Source organism: Wohlfahrtiimonas chitiniclastica DSM 18708 (assembly GCF_000375345.1).
In the GTDB taxonomy this organism is placed as follows: domain Bacteria; phylum Pseudomonadota; class Gammaproteobacteria; order Cardiobacteriales; family Wohlfahrtiimonadaceae; genus Wohlfahrtiimonas; species Wohlfahrtiimonas chitiniclastica.
In genome coordinates this window covers 588104-605114 of the sequence record NZ_AQXD01000001.1, presented here as the reverse complement: position 1 = coordinate 605114, position 17011 = coordinate 588104, and the positions used below count along the sequence as shown (strand labels likewise).

15 protein-coding genes and 1 riboswitch are annotated in these 17011 nt (G+C 45.1%); of the genes, 8 read left to right on the top strand and 7 right to left on the bottom strand.

What is annotated here, in order from left to right; translation table 11 throughout:
- Positions 1-12: 12 nt before the first annotated feature.
- Genes uvrA through gpmI form a run of 3 tightly spaced genes read right to left on the bottom strand, consistent with a single transcriptional unit; the run spans position 13 to position 5813 of the window.
- Positions 13-2829, bottom strand: a complete 2817-nt coding sequence (gene uvrA, locus B143_RS0102800) for an excinuclease ABC subunit UvrA (RefSeq protein WP_018122115.1) — start codon at positions 2827-2829, stop codon at positions 13-15.
- Positions 2830-2889: 60 nt separating this feature from the next.
- Positions 2890-4263, bottom strand: coding sequence for a S41 family peptidase (locus B143_RS0102795; RefSeq protein WP_246782759.1), 1374 nt, complete (start codon positions 4261-4263; stop codon positions 2890-2892).
- A gap of 17 nt (positions 4264-4280) precedes the next feature.
- Entirely contained in the window at positions 4281-5813 is a 1533-nt protein-coding gene (gpmI, locus tag B143_RS0102790; RefSeq protein WP_018122113.1) for a 2,3-bisphosphoglycerate-independent phosphoglycerate mutase, read from the bottom strand.
- A 152-nt stretch (positions 5814-5965) separates the two neighbouring features.
- Here gpmI and B143_RS0102785 point away from each other — a divergent pair, with 152 nt between their 5' ends.
- Positions 5966-7927 (top strand): PhoX family protein, encoded by a 1962-nt coding sequence (locus B143_RS0102785; RefSeq protein ID WP_018122112.1) that lies wholly within the window; start codon positions 5966-5968, stop codon positions 7925-7927.
- A gap of 167 nt (positions 7928-8094) precedes the next feature.
- Here the strand turns inward: B143_RS0102785 and B143_RS0102780 are convergent, their stop codons facing one another.
- Both B143_RS0102780 and lplA read right to left on the bottom strand, forming a co-directional pair.
- Positions 8095-8901 carry a DUF3553 domain-containing protein gene (locus tag B143_RS0102780; protein WP_018122111.1) on the bottom strand — a complete coding sequence of 269 codons (807 nt, stop codon included), beginning with the start codon at positions 8899-8901 and terminating at the stop codon, positions 8095-8097.
- 25 nt (positions 8902-8926) lie between these two features.
- Positions 8927-9943: a lipoate--protein ligase gene (gene lplA, locus B143_RS0102775; protein WP_018122110.1), complete on the bottom strand. Its 1017-nt coding sequence runs from the start codon at positions 9941-9943 to the stop codon at positions 8927-8929.
- Between the two features lie 93 nt (positions 9944-10036).
- On the opposite strand from lplA, the gene B143_RS0102770 reads away from it, so the two are divergent.
- From B143_RS0102770 to B143_RS0102755, 4 genes are read left to right on the top strand one after another with little or no spacing between them, the layout of a single operon-like run.
- Positions 10037-10702: a DsbA family oxidoreductase gene (locus tag B143_RS0102770; RefSeq protein WP_018122109.1), complete on the top strand. Its 666-nt coding sequence runs from the start codon at positions 10037-10039 to the stop codon at positions 10700-10702.
- Between the two features lie 30 nt (positions 10703-10732).
- On the top strand, positions 10733-11056 hold the full coding sequence (locus B143_RS0102765) for a DsrE family protein (RefSeq protein ID WP_018122108.1): 324 nt from the start codon (positions 10733-10735) through the stop codon (positions 11054-11056).
- Between the two features lie 20 nt (positions 11057-11076).
- Positions 11077-11790 carry a DUF1190 domain-containing protein gene (locus B143_RS0102760; protein WP_018122107.1) on the top strand — a complete coding sequence of 238 codons (714 nt, stop codon included), beginning with the start codon at positions 11077-11079 and terminating at the stop codon, positions 11788-11790.
- A complete protein-coding gene (locus B143_RS0102755; RefSeq protein ID WP_018122106.1) occupies positions 11791-12954 on the top strand; it encodes a glutathionylspermidine synthase family protein in 1164 nt (387 codons plus the stop codon). It begins immediately after the preceding gene.
- A 126-nt stretch (positions 12955-13080) separates the two neighbouring features.
- On the opposite strand, the gene B143_RS0102750 is transcribed toward B143_RS0102755, so the two are convergent.
- Positions 13081-13311, bottom strand: a complete 231-nt coding sequence (locus B143_RS0102750) for a glycine zipper 2TM domain-containing protein (RefSeq protein WP_008314693.1) — start codon at positions 13309-13311, stop codon at positions 13081-13083.
- Between the two features lie 70 nt (positions 13312-13381).
- The gene (locus B143_RS0102745; protein ID WP_018122105.1) at positions 13382-14056 is read right to left on the bottom strand and encodes a 7-cyano-7-deazaguanine/7-aminomethyl-7-deazaguanine transporter; all 675 of its coding nucleotides are present in this window, start codon (positions 14054-14056) and stop codon (positions 13382-13384) included.
- A 6-nt stretch (positions 14057-14062) separates the two neighbouring features.
- Positions 14063-14107, bottom strand: a riboswitch (PreQ1 riboswitch).
- Between the two features lie 119 nt (positions 14108-14226).
- Between B143_RS0102745 and B143_RS0102740 the strand changes: the two genes are divergently transcribed.
- From B143_RS0102740 to B143_RS0102730, 3 genes are read left to right on the top strand one after another with little or no spacing between them, the layout of a single operon-like run.
- Entirely contained in the window at positions 14227-15279 is a 1053-nt protein-coding gene (locus tag B143_RS0102740) for an iron ABC transporter substrate-binding protein (protein WP_018122104.1), read from the top strand.
- Complete coding sequence (locus B143_RS0102735; protein WP_018122103.1) at positions 15272-16258, top strand: FecCD family ABC transporter permease; 987 nt, start codon at positions 15272-15274, stop codon at positions 16256-16258. The genes B143_RS0102740 and B143_RS0102735 overlap by 8 nt, the downstream gene beginning before the upstream one ends.
- A complete protein-coding gene (locus tag B143_RS0102730) occupies positions 16255-17010 on the top strand; it encodes an ABC transporter ATP-binding protein (RefSeq protein WP_018122102.1) in 756 nt (251 codons plus the stop codon). The genes B143_RS0102735 and B143_RS0102730 overlap by 4 nt, the downstream gene beginning before the upstream one ends.
- The last annotated feature ends 1 nt before the right edge of the window (position 17011 follow it).

Below are 17011 nucleotides of genomic sequence, written 5' to 3'. Positions count from 1 at the left end.
AATGATGAATTCTTATAAGAAATCTTTTAAAAAGTGACCGGTGGCACTGTCTGCATGATTTGCAATCATTTCAGGGGTGCCTTCTCCAATCACCCTCCCTCCTTTATAACCGCCTTCGGGACCTAAATCAACAATCCAGTCGGCTGTTTTGATCACATCTAAATTATGCTCAATGATAACAATGGTATTGCCTTGATCACGAAGGGTATGAATGACGCTTAATAATTGGGCAATGTCATGAAAATGTAAACCTGTGGTCGGCTCATCTAAAATATAAAGGGTTTTACCAGTGTCACGCTTTGACAATTCACGGGAGAGTTTCACGCGCTGGGCTTCACCGCCCGATAATGTCGTGGCATTTTGCCCCAATGTAATGTAACTTAAACCCACATCCATCAATGTTGTTAAGCGGCGATGAATGACAGGAATGGCAGAGAAAAATTCACACGCATCTTCCACAGTCATCTCTAAAACTTCACTGATGTTTTTACCTTTGTATTGAATGTCCAATGTTTCGCGGTTATAGCGCTTACCTTTACACACATCACACAGAACATACACATCTGGCAAAAAGTGCATCTCCACTTTAATCAAACCATCGCCTTGACACGCTTCACAGCGTCCGCCTTTCACATTAAAGCTAAATCGCCCCGCGGTATAGCCACGAGCACGCGCTTCTGCGGTGCCTGCAAACAGCTCACGAATCGGCGTAAACAATCCTGTATAAGTGGCAGGATTCGAGCGCGGCGTGCGCCCAATGGGGCTTTGATCAATGTTAATGACTTTATCAATATGCTCAAGCCCTTTCAGTTCTTTCACAGGTGCCACTTCTTGACTGGCGCGATTTAAAGCATTCGCTGCAAATGGATACAATGTATCATTGATGAGTGTTGATTTACCTGAGCCTGAGACACCCGTCACACACGTCAATAAACCCACAGGAATATTCACCGTCACATTTTTTAGGTTATTGCCGGTTGCACCCACAATGGTGAGCTGTTTTTCAGGATCATTTTGCGTGCGCGTTTTTGGCACTGCAATGGACAATTCACCCGATAAATATTTACCCGTTAAGGAATTAGGGTTGTCCATGATCTCTTCAGCTGTACCTTCTGCCACCACATGCCCACCATGCACGCCCGCACCGGGCCCAATGTCCACAATGTAATCCGCCGCGCGCATTGCATCTTCATCATGCTCCACCACAATGACCGTATTGCCTAAATCCCGTAAGTGAATGAGGGTTTTGAGTAAGCGATCATTATCACGCTGATGCAAACCAATGGAAGGCTCATCCAATACATACATGACGCCCACTAAACCTGCCCCAATTTGTGAGGCCAAACGAATGCGCTGCGCTTCACCGCCGGATAATGTCTCTGCTGAACGGGACAGATTCAAATAATCTAAGCCCACATTCACTAAAAAGCCTAAGCGCTCATTGATCTCTTTGAGGATTTTATCAGCAATTTCCGCACGCGCGCCAGTTAAAGCCATCGATGATGACCAAGTCAATGCATCCTCAATGCTCATCGCCGTCACTTGATCAATGGAATGATCATCAATCAACACATTGCGCGCCGCAGGATTCAAACGCGCACCACCACACGCTTGACATGGGCACGAGGTTAAATATTTAGCGAGCTCTTCACGCATGCTTTGGGATTCTGTTTCACGGTAACGGCGCTCTAAATTCGGTAAAATGCCTTCAAATGCATGTGTGCGCTGCACCACTTTGCCATTTGAGCCAAAGTATTCAAAATTAATCTCATCTGTGCCTGAGCCATTTAAAATGATCTCTTGAATCTTGTTTGGCAATGCATTAAAGGGTGCTTCAGGATCAAATTTATAATGTTTCGCTAAAGATAAAATCATGGAGTAATAATAAAAAGCACGTTTATCCCAACCCCGAATCGCCCCTGTGGCTAAAGAGAGATCGCCATCTGTGATCACTTTGGTGCGATCAAAAAATTGACTGACGCCCAAACCATCACACGTTGGACACGCACCCGTAGGATTATTAAAGGAAAATAAACGCGGCTCAAGCTCTGGCAAAGAAAAACCACATTCCGGGCACGCATAATTGGCTGAGAAATGGAGCTCAATCTCAGGATTTTGCATATCAACGGCGTACACTAAGCCTTCTGATAACCCCAATGCAGTTTCAATGGATTCCGCTAAACGTTGGGCAATGTCACTGCGCACTTTAAAGCGGTCAATCACCACTTCAATGCTGTGTTTTTGTTTTGGGTTGATCTCGGGCAACTCATCAATCTCATACACTTGCCCATCAATGCGTAAACGCAAATAACCTTGTGCCTTTAACCCATCAATGAGCTTAATGTGTTCGCCTTTACGATCACGCACAATTGGGGCAAGCAGCATAATGCGTGAATCTTCCTCAAGGGCGAGAATTTGATCCACCATTTGGCTCACCGTCTGAGCATTGAGTGGCAAATGATGCGTTGGGCAATGGGGCACGCCAATGCGTGCAAATAAAAGACGCAGATAGTCATAAATCTCCGTCACCGTGCCCACAGTTGAGCGCGGATTGTGTGAAGTGGATTTCTGTTCAATGGAGATGGCAGGTGATAAACCTTCGATGTGATCCACATCCGGCTTATCCATCATGGAAAGAAACTGTCGTGCGTAGGCTGATAAAGATTCCACATAACGTCGTTGCCCTTCGGCATAGAGTGTATCAAAGGCCAGTGAGGATTTACCTGATCCTGACAAACCTGTGATGACAATCAGTTGATTGCGCGGCAAGGTCAAATGAATGTTTTTTAAATTGTGGGTACGCGCCCCTTGAACCGTTATATTTTCCATGATCGCTCTCAAAAAAATCTCTCCCGAAGGAGAGAATGATAAATGGTTGGAAGTCTCTGCTTATTGGGTGTTTTCTTGCATGAAGATTAAACTCTTCAATAAATTCAATGCCTCATACAATTGATTGTCCACCACCGCAATTTCACGGGTTTTCTTAGATTGAGCAAATGTGGTGATGGTTTGATCCCCATCGCCATTTTTGTTCAAATGTTTGGCTAAATTCTCTTCACGAATGAAGTTTGAATTGTTCTCTGAATCCACATTCAACGACAACAACTCAATATTTGGCACAATGCCTTCACCCTGAATCGATCGCCCTGATGGCGTGTAATAAAGAGCGGTTGTATATTTCATGCCCTGCCCATCCATTAGATTCACCACTGTTTGTACTGAGCCTTTACCAAAGCTCTTTTCACCAGCGATGATGGCACGCTTTTGATCTTGAAGGGCGCCTGCCACAATTTCAGAGGCAGAAGCAGAACCGCCATTAATCAACACAATTAAAGGTGCACCGTTTAAAATATCCCCTTCCGTCGCCGCAAAATCAATGCGTGTTTCAGGTGATTTTCCTTGCGTGTACACCACCAAACCAGACTCTAAAAAGAGATCAGAAATGCCCACGGCTTGGTCTAAAACGCCGCCCGGATTGTTGCGTAAATCAAGCACCAAGCCTTTTAAACTGCTCTTTTTCGCGCGAGCTTGCTGCATCAATTCATTGATGGCCGTGCGCATCTCTTCAGCAGATCTGTCTTGGAATTGACTCAAACGCACATAACCAAATGCATCATCAATGAGTTCACTTTTAATGCTTTCTGTTTTGATGATGTCTCTGACCACTGTAAAGGTTAAAGGCGCACGCTCTTTTTCGCGGATCACAGTTAAAGTGACTTCTGTGCCAGGTTCACCTTTGAGCATGTCCACAGCTTTTGCCACATCAATGGATTGCACAGCGGTTGAGTCAATTTTAATGATCAAGTCGCCCGCTTCAATGCCTGCTTTTTTCGCAGGTGAACCATCCATTGGGGAGATCACGCGAATCAAACCATCTTCACTCACCACTTCAACGCCAAGGCCAGCAAACGATCCCGTTGTGGTCTCTTGCACCTTTTTATAGGCTTCGGCATCATAAAATTCAGAATGAGGATCTAACCCTGAGAGCATCCCTTTGATGGCATTATTGATCATGGTTTCATCGGTGACATCATCCACATAATTGGCTTTCAGCTGCTCAAACACATTCACAAAGAGCAACAATTGTTGCACGGGTAATGTTTGCTCAGGCGCTTCTGGCAACACTGAATCAATCACATTATCCACATGCACATCACTCATTGCAGCCGGTGGCTGCTCTAAACCTAATGCCACACTGTGCCCACTCAAAGACACTAAGGACAGTACAGCGGCGACTAACAAGGATCGTCGAAAATCTCTCATCCTGAATCTCCCATTCATTATTTAAAATGTACAAGGTTGTGCCCAGTCATCTCTTTAGGTTGCTCAAGACCCATTAAATGCAAAATGGTGGGCGCTAAATCTTTTAACGCACCATCTGGGGACAACGTTGCTTCACGACCTAAATAGATCAATGGCACAGGACCTGTAGTGTGTGATGTGTGTGGCTGATTGGTGTGTTCATCCCAAGTCAATTCTGCATTGCCATGATCGGCTGTGATCAATAACTCACCGCCCACTTCTTGTACGGCATCATACACATGACCCATGCACTCATCGACGGTTTCAATCGCCGTGACAATCGCATCAAATACACCGGTATGACCCACCATATCAGGGTTGGCAAAGTTACAGATGATCACATCAAACTTGCCAGAACGAATCGCCGCACACAATTTATCTGCCACTTCTGGCGCGCTCATTTCAGGCTGTAGATCATAGGTTGCCACTTTCGGTGAATTGACCAAAATGCGCTCTTCATTTTCAAACACCGTTTCGCGGCCACCATTGAAGAAGAAAGTCACATGTGGATATTTCTCGGTTTCTGCAATGCGAAGTTGAGACAAACCTGCATTGGCCACCACTTCCCCTAAACCATTGACAATGTTTTGAGGTGGGAATGCCACTTCACCATGCAAACCATCTTTATAATGCGTTAAGCAGACATAATGAGACAATTTAGGGCGATACTTTGGCACAAAGCCTGTGAAATCATCTTCCGTAAATGGATAGCTCAATTCACGCGCACGGTCAGAACGGAAGTTCATGAAGATCACCGCATCGCCATCCATCATTTTAACGGCATCGCCAATCACGGTTGCTTTAACAAATTCATCATTTTCATCACGTGCATACGCTGCTTCTAAACCGGCTAATGCAGTGGGTGCTTTAAATTCTGCCAAGCCTTGGCTCACTAAATCATAGGCTTGTTCAACGCGCTCCCAGCGATTGTCACGATCCATTGCATAATAACGGCCAATGATGCTTGCAAAGCGGCCAACGCCACACGCTTTAAACGTATCTTCTGCGCGTTCAATGTATGTTTGTGCTGAGCGTGGCGCAGTATCGCGACCATCTAAAAAGGCATGGAGATAAATCTCTTGAATGCCAGCATCCGCCGCCACTTTAATCAAACCATGAATGTGCGCTTCATCCGCATGCACGCCACCATCTGACAATAAACCAAAAATGTGCAACGCTTTACCGGACGCTTTTAAATCCGCCAAGGTTTTTTCAATCACAGGATTGCTTTGAAATTCACCGCTTTCAAATGCTTTTGTGATGCGCGTTAAATCTTGATACACCACGCGTCCTGCACCAATGTTGATGTGTCCAACTTCTGAGTTCCCCATTTGACCTTCGGGCAAACCCACCGCCATGCCAGACGTTTTCAACAATGTGCATGCGCCTTCTGTTTTAAATTCTTCCCAGTTAGGCGTTTCTGCCGCCATGATGGCGTTGTTTTTCATATCGGTGCGGTAACCCCAACCATCCAAAATACATAAAACCACAGGTCTTGGTGCTTTCGTCATGATGTTTTCCTCGTTTGATCATCGTCGTTAACAAATGTGTCCATTATAATGAATTCTCCCCCTGCTTTCAGAATAGATTCCGCCTGTCATAAAAGTGCAACATTGATTGCGTAACCTTTTGTGCATCTTTTGACAACGAGGAGAAAATCATCATGGGTCGTCCAAAAACCATTGAGATCACCACAGAAGCGATCAGCAATTTAAGCCCAAATCCAATCTTATCCACTTTACTCAATAAACCACGTTCACGCCGCGATGTGCTCACAAAAACAGGCATGGGCGCAGGCTTGCTTGGGCTCTTTACATTACCATTGGTCAATGTGGCTAAAGCAATTGCACCGAGCAGTCAAAATCAACTCACTGATGGAAAAACGCCCTATTTACGCTTTCAATCCGTGCCATTTTCCACACAAGATGATGTGATCGTCCCCAAAGGTTATCAAGCAGAGGTGCTTTATCAATGGGGTGATCCTGTGGGGATTCAAGGCAATGGACCAAAATTTAATGAAGATGCCAGCAATACCGCCGAAGATCAAGCGGCGCAAGCGGGCATGCATCATGATGGCATGGCATATTTTCCTTTAGACAAGGGTTCAAATCATGGCTTATTGGTGATGAACCATGAATATGTGGACAATGGCTTACTCTTCCCGGATGGCGATGCCAATTGGGACATAGATAAAGTACTCAAAAGCCAAAACGCCATGGGTGTGTCTGTCATTGAAGTGATCAAAGATGGCCATCAATGGCGCGTGGTTCGTCCATCAAGATATGCGCGCCGCATTACGCCCCATACACCCATGCACATTCAAGGACCCGCCAAAGGTCATCCATTGATGCAAACAGCCGCTGACCCGAAAGGTGAAATGGTGCTTGGCACCCTACAAAATTGTGCCAATGGTCAAACGCCGTGGGGCACATATTTAACCTGTGAGGAGAATTGGTCGGACATCTTTGTGAAAAAAGGTGCACTCAATGAATTAGAATCCCGTTATGGCATTGTCAATCAAGATGATGCGTATCGTTGGCATGAGTTTGATGCGCGATTTAATGTGGATCAAACGCCAAATGAGCCCAACCGCTTTGGCTGGATTGTGGAGATTGATCCCACAGATCCAAATGCCACACCGATTAAACACACAGCCCTTGGGCGCTTTAAACATGAAGGTGCTGAACTCACCATTGCCCCAACCGGTCAAATTGTGGCATATATGGGCGATGATCAGCGCTTTGAATACATCTATAAATTTGTCTCTAAAGATGCCTTTGACCCCAAAAAAGGCAAACAAAACAGCCAATTATTGGATGAAGGGACGCTCTATGTCGCAAGATTCAATGAAGATGGCAGCGGCGATTGGTTACCTTTAATCTATGGTAAAAATGGTTTAACGGCTGCCAATGGCTTTCATCATCAAGGCGATGTGGTGATCAATGCGCGTAAAGCGGCGGACATTGTGGGTGCAACGAAAATGGATCGCCCTGAATGGATTGCCGCCAATCCTTTGGTGCCCGGCTCCATTTATTGTACGCTCACCAATAACAGCAATCGTGGTAAAGAAGGTTATCCCGATGTGGATGCGGCGAACCCGCGCGCTAACAATCTCTTTGGGCACATCATCCATTGGAATGAAGAGAATGGCAATGGTGCAATGGATGCCTTTACGTGGGATATTTTAGCACTCGCTGGCCGTGATCAAACCACGGCGCGCAATCACATGGCCAATCACCGCGGCGATCTCTTTGGCAGCCCCGATGGCTTAAAGTTTGATTACAATGGTTTGTTGTGGGTGCAAACAGATGTCTCCACGTCAACCCTCAATCAACATGAATATGCTGGCATGGGCAACAATCAAATGTTGGTGGTGGATCCGGAAGAGGGTTATTTTAAGCGCTTTTTAACAGGGCCAAATGGGGCGGAAATTACGGGCATCGCATTTACGCCAGACAATCAAACCTTATTTGTGAACATTCAGCATCCTGGTGAACCACCAAAAGGCAATGCGGATCCGAATAACCCAAGTCAATATTCAAGCTGGCCCAATCACCACAATCGCCGCCCAAGGTCTGCAACTGTTGTCATTCAACGCACTGATGGCGGCATTATTGGCACATAACCAGTTGTTTATTAAATATAATTGATACGTTGTAAAAAAGTAGTTTTTCGTAAAATCATGCCCAATTTATTTTTAAACTGGGCATTTTGTATTCAATCATCGCCTAGGGAAACACTTTCACTTTGTGCTAATTTTCCATAAAACTACATTTCAACTACAATACAACTTTAAGCCTTCGCACATAAACCAATATAGACCGCAATATCAATCATATCGTGCAAATCAATGCCTTCTGATTGTGCATTGAGTTTCACTTTAGCCGCCAAAGCCAATGCCGTATCATAATCACTCAAGGCTAGATCATCCGTTAAATGCAGCGTCATGCCAAACAATGGCGCAATGGATTCTAACGCTTTAGGCATCACAATGATTAGCTGCATCGGCTTCATTAAAGCTATAAGAGATGTGATCACGCTCCATTGATGAATGCCAAGTTCACTCAATAATTCAGCAAACGCCGCCCAATCTACCGACCATTCATCCTCATTGCCATAGACCGCATCACACCAAAGGGTGGCCAACTCATGGGGATTGCCCTTTTCAATCGCTTTAATGACTAAAGACGGTGATTGAATGAGTCCTTTCGGTGCGCTTTTCAGCAATGCCACCAAACGTGCAATGATCATATCTGCTTCACCGCGTTTTAACCATGCGCGCACATCCACTTCATTGAGCTCAGTTTGTGCTTGCTCGGATAAATCACGATATGGCGTCACTCTTTTGATAAATTTAACATCCGCCACACCCTTTGGGCAGAGACTTAAAAAGCGCTCCGCCAACGGTTGATTCATTGCCAAGTGTGAATCATCCACCGTCACTTTCACAGGTGAGCAAAATTGTACCGATAACAGCTTTTGTCCGGCATGTTCAAAGAGAATGTGCACTTTATCATCGCGCTGATCTTCTAACACCAAACCGATGCCCCAAGCCTCTTGCTTTGGGTGTTTGACTTTGTCACCTTTTTTGTAATGCATGATTCACTCCTTGGTTGTTATTATCTTATTGAATCTGCTGCACAAACCACCTTTGTAATTCTATTAAAGAGTCCTGTGCCTCAGGATGATGTTCTATGACGCCATTGAAAATAGCATGAATGTCATCTTTTTTATAGCGCTGACCCATTAAAGCTTGTTCTAAAGCCTCAAGCGCCGATAAATAGAGGCTATCACTGTAGAGTTTAACGGCTGTCATCACACCTTGTTGCACCAATAATTGTACCTCAACGCCGCCCCAAGTGAAGCGTTCATCAAAATGATGGCTAAACTCCAATGCTTTACCAAAGTTCCAATCCCAACTGCTTTGCACTTTAAATTGCGCCGTAAAGCCATCAATGGCAGGCGGATGAGCTTCACTGATGTATTCTGCCGTCACCTTGCCACCATACAACGCACAAAACTCTTGCTCAATCGCCTGACAAATCATCTGATGCGTTAAATCAGGGCGCACTTCTGTTAAATTCGCCACGCGCGAACGCACGGATGAAATGCCTTTGGCCGCCAATTTTTTGGGATCAGGATTTAAGTAATTGGCCAAACGCGTAAAATCCACATCAATGAGCAATGTACCATGATGAAAGCCACGATCCGTTTTTTCCCGATACGCAGAACCAGAAATTTTACGCACTTCACCATTGCGCTCAATGATGAGATCATTACGCCCTGAAGCTGTGGCATGAATGCCCAATGAGGCCAATGCACGTATAATGAGTTGCGTGGATTGCGTTTTATCATAATCAGGCTTACCTGCCATAAAGGTAAAATTGGTGTTGCCCAAATCATGAAACACCGCCCCGCCGCCACTTTGTCTTCTCGCAAGTTTTACATGATCTTCTGCCATTTTACGCGTATTGCACTCTTTCCAAGGATTTTGGGCGCGCCCAATCACCACCGTTTGATCATTGCGCCACAAAAACAATACTTTTTGATTCGGATCCATCTCATTAAAGATGGTCTCTTCCACCGCTAAATTGAACCACGGATCCACACTTTCTGAAATCAGTAATCGCAAAGGGGACATTTTTACTCCTTTTCTCTCTATTCATCGGCAAATTGTCATGATAGAACTTTTTTCTCTGTTAATATACACACAGCAAAGATTGAAGGAGTCACTATGAAAATTGAAGTTTGGTCAGATTTTTCTTGTCCATTTTGTTACATTGGCGTGCATAACTTTTATTTAGCGTTAGATGCATTCAACGCAGAACATCAAACAGAGGCGATGCTCCTATTTAAAGCGTATGAATTGTCGCCGGATGCGCCGTTTGAAACCGAGTTATCTTATTATGAGAATCTTGCGCAAAAGTATGATGTGCCCCTTGATCGGGCAAAAGCCATGACAGACAATGCCGTCGTGTATGCCAAAGAAGCTGGATTAACCATTGATTTTGATAAAGTGATTCCCGTCACCACAACGATTGCCCACCGCGTTGCCATTTGGGTGCAGCAGCATCATTTAGACAAATCTCGTGCATTTAACATGCGCTTATTTGAAGGCTATTTTGCCAAAGGTGAAAATATTGCTGATGATCAAGTACTCGCGGCGATTTTAGCAGAAGTGGGCATTGAAGCGATCAACATTGCGGACATTTTAACGGATCACACCATCAGCCAAGCCAAAGATGTGGATTTAGCAGAGGCCATGGGCTTTGGCATTAAAAGTGTGCCATTTTTTGTCTTTAACCGCACAGATGCTGTGGCAGGTGCGCAAACGCCCGTGAATTTCTATCAAGTGATCGATAAAATCCACACCACAGGCACCACAGAAGGCTTACAATAAGCCTCATCAATCAAAGGAAAGGATCGAGTTATGAAAATTGGTGTATTCATTACCTCTAATGACACTGAAAAAGCATGGAATGCCATTCGCTACATGAATGTCGCCATTGAAATGGGACACACCGTGACCGCATTTTTAATGAACAGCGGCGTTGAAGTGGAATTTATGGATCATGAGCTCTTTGACATTCAAGCCCAATGGCAAAAATATGCTGAATTAGGCGGCAAGCTCTATTCATGCGGCACTTGCTTACAATTTAGAAAGCGCCGCGATGATGCCCAATTATCCACCGTCACCACCATGATCGAAGCTGTGAAAATCACCGAAGAGAGCGACAAAGTGCTCACGTTTTAATCCTTGAGGAATCAATCATTATGAAAAAACGCACACACTCTATTAATAAATCAACGTTTCGTAAGAACTTTAAACTCAAACCTCTGGCCGTTTCCCTTTTAGTTGCTTTTGGCGTCGTGGCTTGTGGCAGCAGCAATGACACTGAACAGTTGACCATTTATTCAGATGCCAATGACTGCATCAATAACAATCCAAACATGGTGGCAGAATGTAAAAGCGTTTATGAAGGCGCCATTAAAGAAGCCATTGAAACGGCACCTAAATACGCCACCATTGAAGAATGTACCGCAGATTTTGGCGCAGAAAACTGCCAATCCGTTCAACAAGCTAACAATGCTGTCAATCCGCAACAAATGGCCAGCAATGAGAGCGGCGGTTCTTTCTTCATGCCACTGCTTGCAGGTTTTATGATGGGTAAACTCATGAGCGGCATGATGGGCAACAACAATGCTGCCCATAAACCTGTCTATTCTCCGAAAGATGCATCAGGCCGCCCAACAAACTATTATGACAGCACCGGTAAAAGCTATGGCGCTGCGCAATCTGGTCGCACCGTTTCTGTGCCAAAAAATGAGCTGAAATCTAAGCCCGTAGGCACCGTTAAACGTGGCGGATTTGGCCAAATGGTGAACAATCAGCGCATGGCGGCACAATCAAAAGCCACGCAATCGCGCTCAACGGGTTCAACCTCTAAAGCCACCTCTTCTAATCGCTCAACATCTTTTGGTGGTTAAATGAAACGCATCCCCATTACCGCGCGCCCCGATTGGCAAGAAAAAGCTGTGGAATATGGCTTTTATTTTCATACGATGTATGACGAGCCTTATTGGAGCGAAGATCATTATTATGCCTTCACTGGCCGCGAAATCGATGAGCTCGAAGATGCCACCAATGAGTTGCATCAAATGTCTTTAGAAGCCGTTGAGCTTGTGATCAATAATGAAGCTTTACTGAAAAAATTCCGCATCCCTGAAAATGTGTGGGACTTTGTGGCCACATCATGGAAAGATAAAGATCCCTCACTGTATGGGCGCTTTGACTTTGCCTATGATGGCAAAACGCCGCCTAAAATGTTGGAATACAATGCAGATACCCCAACCTCTTTATATGAGAGCGCATTTTTCCAATGGATTTGGCTCGAAGATCAAATGGCTGCCGGTCATTTACCGGACAATGCCGATCAGTTCAACAGCATTCAAGAAAAACTCATCGAGCGCTTTGCCTTCTTTAAAAGCTGGCATGGCATCTCTCACATGCATTTGAGCTGCTGCTCTGACACAGAAGAGGATCGCGGCACCATTCAATATCTGCAAGATTGTGCCTTAGATGCAGAGTTACCGAATGATTTTGTGTTCATTGAGGACATTGGCATCAATGAATATGGGCAATTTACAGATGTGAATGATGAGATCATCCGCACGATGTTTAAGCTCTATCCTTGGGAGATGATGTTCCGCGAAGAGTTTGCAGAATACTTAGACAATCGTAAAACCTTGTGGATCGAGCCCGGCTGGAAAAGCATTTTATCCAATAAAGCGATTTTACCGCTCTTATGGTCAATGTTCCCGAATCATCCTAATTTGTTGGAAAGCTATTTTGCAGAAGATGCCGCCGCCGGCAATTTATCTTCTTATGTGAAAAAGCCGCTCTTCTCTCGTGAAGGCGCCAACATTTCGATTGTGGATCGTGGGCAAGTTGTGGCAGAAGCGGAAGGTCCTTATGGTGAAGAAGGCTACATTCATCAAGCCTATTATCCCCTACCAAAATTTGAGGACAACACCACATTGATTGGCAGCTGGGTTGTGGGTGATCAATCGGCAGGCATTTGTATCCGTGAAGATAAAGCACTGATCACACAGGATTTATCACGTTTTTATCCGCATGCAATCATTGATTAAATAAAATCCCCAGAAATGGGGATTTTTTTGTATGAAGACATTTATATTGAGTATAAAACACATTAACCGACGGTCAGTTGGTCATCACCATTTAAAAAAGGCCTTGTTTCCAAAGCCTTTTGATGACTATTTATGATCTGTGCTTTTACCCACTTGATCACCAATGAGACCACCGACGGCAGCGCCGCCCACTGTACCGAGCACCGCGCCATCAAAGAGCCAAGCACCTGTGACAGCACCAACGCCTGCCCCAGCCACAGCATCCTTTTCACGAGTGCTCATACTGTTCCAAGTTGAACAACCTGCCAATAATCCAATCATGGTCATAACTGCTGTTAGTTTGATGAATGTTTTCATACATGCTCCTTTCTTTTAGGCCCATTGATACTTCTAAAGTAGCGCAATTGACACCAAAATCCAAGACCAATTAAAGGATTCTATAATCCTTAGAATCTTCTAAACGCTGTGCATCAGACATCTTTTTCAAGATGTAATTGAGCAAAATACCATACAAAGGCAAGAAGAACAGCGCACAAATCACGATCTTAAAGCCATAATCCACCCATGCAATCTCCATCCAATTTGCTGCCATAAATGGATCATCGCTTTGATAAAAGGCAACGCTGAAAAACACCAAAGTATCAATCATATTACCCACAACAGCCGCAGCACTTGGCGCCACCCACCAGCGTTGATTGCGACGCAAATAACTGAATACGCTAATATCCATCAATTGCCCCACTAAATACGCAGAAAAACTTGCCAGTGCAATGCGTGCCACAAAGAGGTTAAATTGACTTAACTCCCCAAACCCGAGCCACTGCCCTTTAAAGAAGACCACCGATAACACATACGAGATCAAGAGCGCTGGCATCATCACCACAAAAATAATGCGCCGCGCCAACGATGCACCAAAAATGCGAATCGTCAAATCTGTGGTTAAAAAGATGAATGGAAAAGTAAATGCGCCCCATGTGGTGTGAAAACCAAAAATGGTAAAGGGCAATTGCACCAAATAGTTGCTCGATGCAATGATTAAAATGTGAAAAAATGACAATTGATACAACGCACGGCGGCGCTGTTCAGGCGTAAATGCATACATACAATAAATTCCTTAGTTTTTTTGCGTGGGAGGTTTGCGAACCACGAAGCGTGCCATTGTAGCCGATATTATCGAAATGGCAAGGCGACTTTTTCGCTATATTTGACAATATATATCGGTTAATTTAAGCTGATCGGTCATTCCTATGGTATCTGCATCGAAGGCCTTGCATGCATAATCGTCGATCCTTTTTAAAATCCATTCTCGCCACCGCGTTAATGGCTCATTGCCCTGCCCTTGTGTGGGCTAAATCCCGTAACACATCATTGCTACAGAGCTTTGGCGCATTGCCTAAAGCAGACAGTGTGCAACGCATTTTAAGCGCAGGACCTGTTGCCGATGTCTTATTGATGAGTTTAACCCCCGAAAAATTATTAGGACTCTCAACGCGCCCATTGTCAAAAATGCAGCAACCTTTTTTCAGCCCCAAGTTTCGTGATTTACCTTTAACAGGGCGCTTAGCCGGCAAAGGCTCAACCTTATCCTTTGAAAAAATCATTGCACTCAAGCCTGACATCATTGTGGACATTGGCAGCATCAGCGCCACCTATGTCACAACCGCTGAGCGCGTGCATCAACAAACCAAAGTGCCTTACGTATTGATGGATGGCACGCTTAAAGACAGCCCTGAACAGCTCTCAACTTTGGGCGATATTTTAGGTGTCAGCGAGCGCGGCGATCAATTGGCCAATTATGCCACTCAAATGCTTGATCGCACACATTTACTCGCCAAATCTTCCCAATTGCCTGAAATGAAAGTCTATTCTGCCCGCGGTGCGGATGGTTTAGAAACAGGCTTAGGCGGTTCGATTCATACAGAAGTGCTCGATTGGGTGGGCGCCCATAATGTGGCAGCGGCGGCTGGTGATGAGATCATTGCACGTGTTTCCATGGAGCAATTGATGCTCTGGCAGCCCGATGTGATCATCACGATGGATCCAGAATTTCATGCTAAAATTTATACTTTACCCCTTTGGCAACGCCTCAATGCGGTTAAAAATCGCCGCGTTTATTTAGCCCCAACGCTGCCTTATGGCTGGCTTGATCGCCCACCAAGCATTAATCGATTGCTTGGCACCATTTGGCTAAGTCGCGTTCTCTATCCTGAGCTCATGCCTTATGATGAATATGCAGAATGGATCACCGGTTACTTTAAACACTTTTATCAATATGATCTGACAGATGAGGCATTGAGCATGCTCTCTGGAGATCTGCATGCGTAAACGATTGTTCATTGCGCCAACTTTGCTGGTTGTACTGATGATCCTTGCCATGCTTGTGGGCAAAGTCCCGCTCTCATTGTCTGAGTTGTGGCAAGCTTTCATGAGCTTATGGACAAACTCAGAAGCCACAGATGCAGAATTTGTCCTTTGGCACATCCGCTGGCCACGCATTTTAGCCGCCATTTGTGTGGGTGCTGCTTTATCTGTTGCAGGCGCAACGTATCAAGGCATGTTTAAAAATCCATTGGTGTCCCCAGACATTTTAGGGGTTTCTGTGGGTTCTGGCTTAGGCGCTGTGATCGCCATATTTTTAGAATATTCCATGGTGGGCATTCAACTTTTGGCATTCATTGGCGGTTTACTCACTGTTTCCTTGGTTTATTTGGTCTCCCGCTTGGTGCGCCGCTTAGATCCTGTTTTAGCCTTGGTACTCTCTGGCATTGCAGTGGCTTCTCTATTGGGCGCATTGATCTCACTGTTTAAACTCCTAGCCGATCCCTACAGTCAATTGACCACCATGACATTTTGGATGATGGGCTCGCTCACCATGGCAACGTTAGAAGACCTCGTCATCATTGTCCCTTTGATTCTCATCGGGCTCATTCCGCTTTATCTCTTGCGCTGGCGCATGAATTTACTGAGCCTTGAGGATGAAGAGGCCAAATCCATTGGCGTTAATATCAAACATTTACGCATTATCTTCATTCTCGCGGCGACATTGATGACCTCTGCGGCTGTCTCAATGGCAGGCATCATTGGTTGGATTGGCTTAGTCGTGCCACACATCGCCCGTTTGTGGATCGGCCCTGATTTTCGTCAATTACTGCCCACCACACTTTTTTTAGGCGCAGCATTTTTACTCCTCACAGACACCATCGCCCGCACCCTTTTCCCCATTGAGATGCCAATCAGCATCATCACAGCCTTTGTGGGTGCGCCATTTTTTATGGGCTTACTCATTAAAGGTGGTCAGCGATGACGGATATTGTGCTTGAGCACTTAACCATTGGCTATGGCAAAAAGGTGATTGCGGCTGATTTAAATTTAGCTTTACCGAGTCAAGCGGTGACGTGTTTACTGGGCGGCAATGGCTGTGGTAAAACCACCCTACTCAAAACCATTTTGGGCACATTGCCCGCCATTGATGGCACTGTTTTGATCAATCAAAAGCCCATTACCACTTATTCACATGCGGCTTTATCACGCTTAATGGCTTATGTGCCCCAAGCCCATCACCACGTTTTTCCATTTACCGTGGAAGAAGTGGTATTAATGGGACGAACGGCACATATTTCGTGGCATGCAACGCCAAAAGCGGCTGACCTTGCCATCGCGCATGACTGCCTTAAGCGACTCAACCTCAGCCATTTACGAACGCAAGCCTATACAGAACTCAGTGGCGGACAACGTCAATTGGTGCTGATCGCACGGGCAATGGCACAAAAGCCCGCCATCCTCGTCATGGATGAACCCACGGCAAGTTTAGATTTTGGCAATCAGTTAAAAGTGCTCAACCACATTGAAACCTTAAAAGCTGAAGGGATGAGCATTTTACTCACCACCCATCAGCCAGAACATGCTGCCCACATCAGCGATCATGTGGTGCTTTTTCATCAAGGAAAAATCATTCAAGCAGGCACGCCGCAAGATTGTTTAACAGCCACGCACCTTGCCACGTTGTATGACTTACCGATGGACACCATCCACAAACATCTCAACCATATGTTTTAAT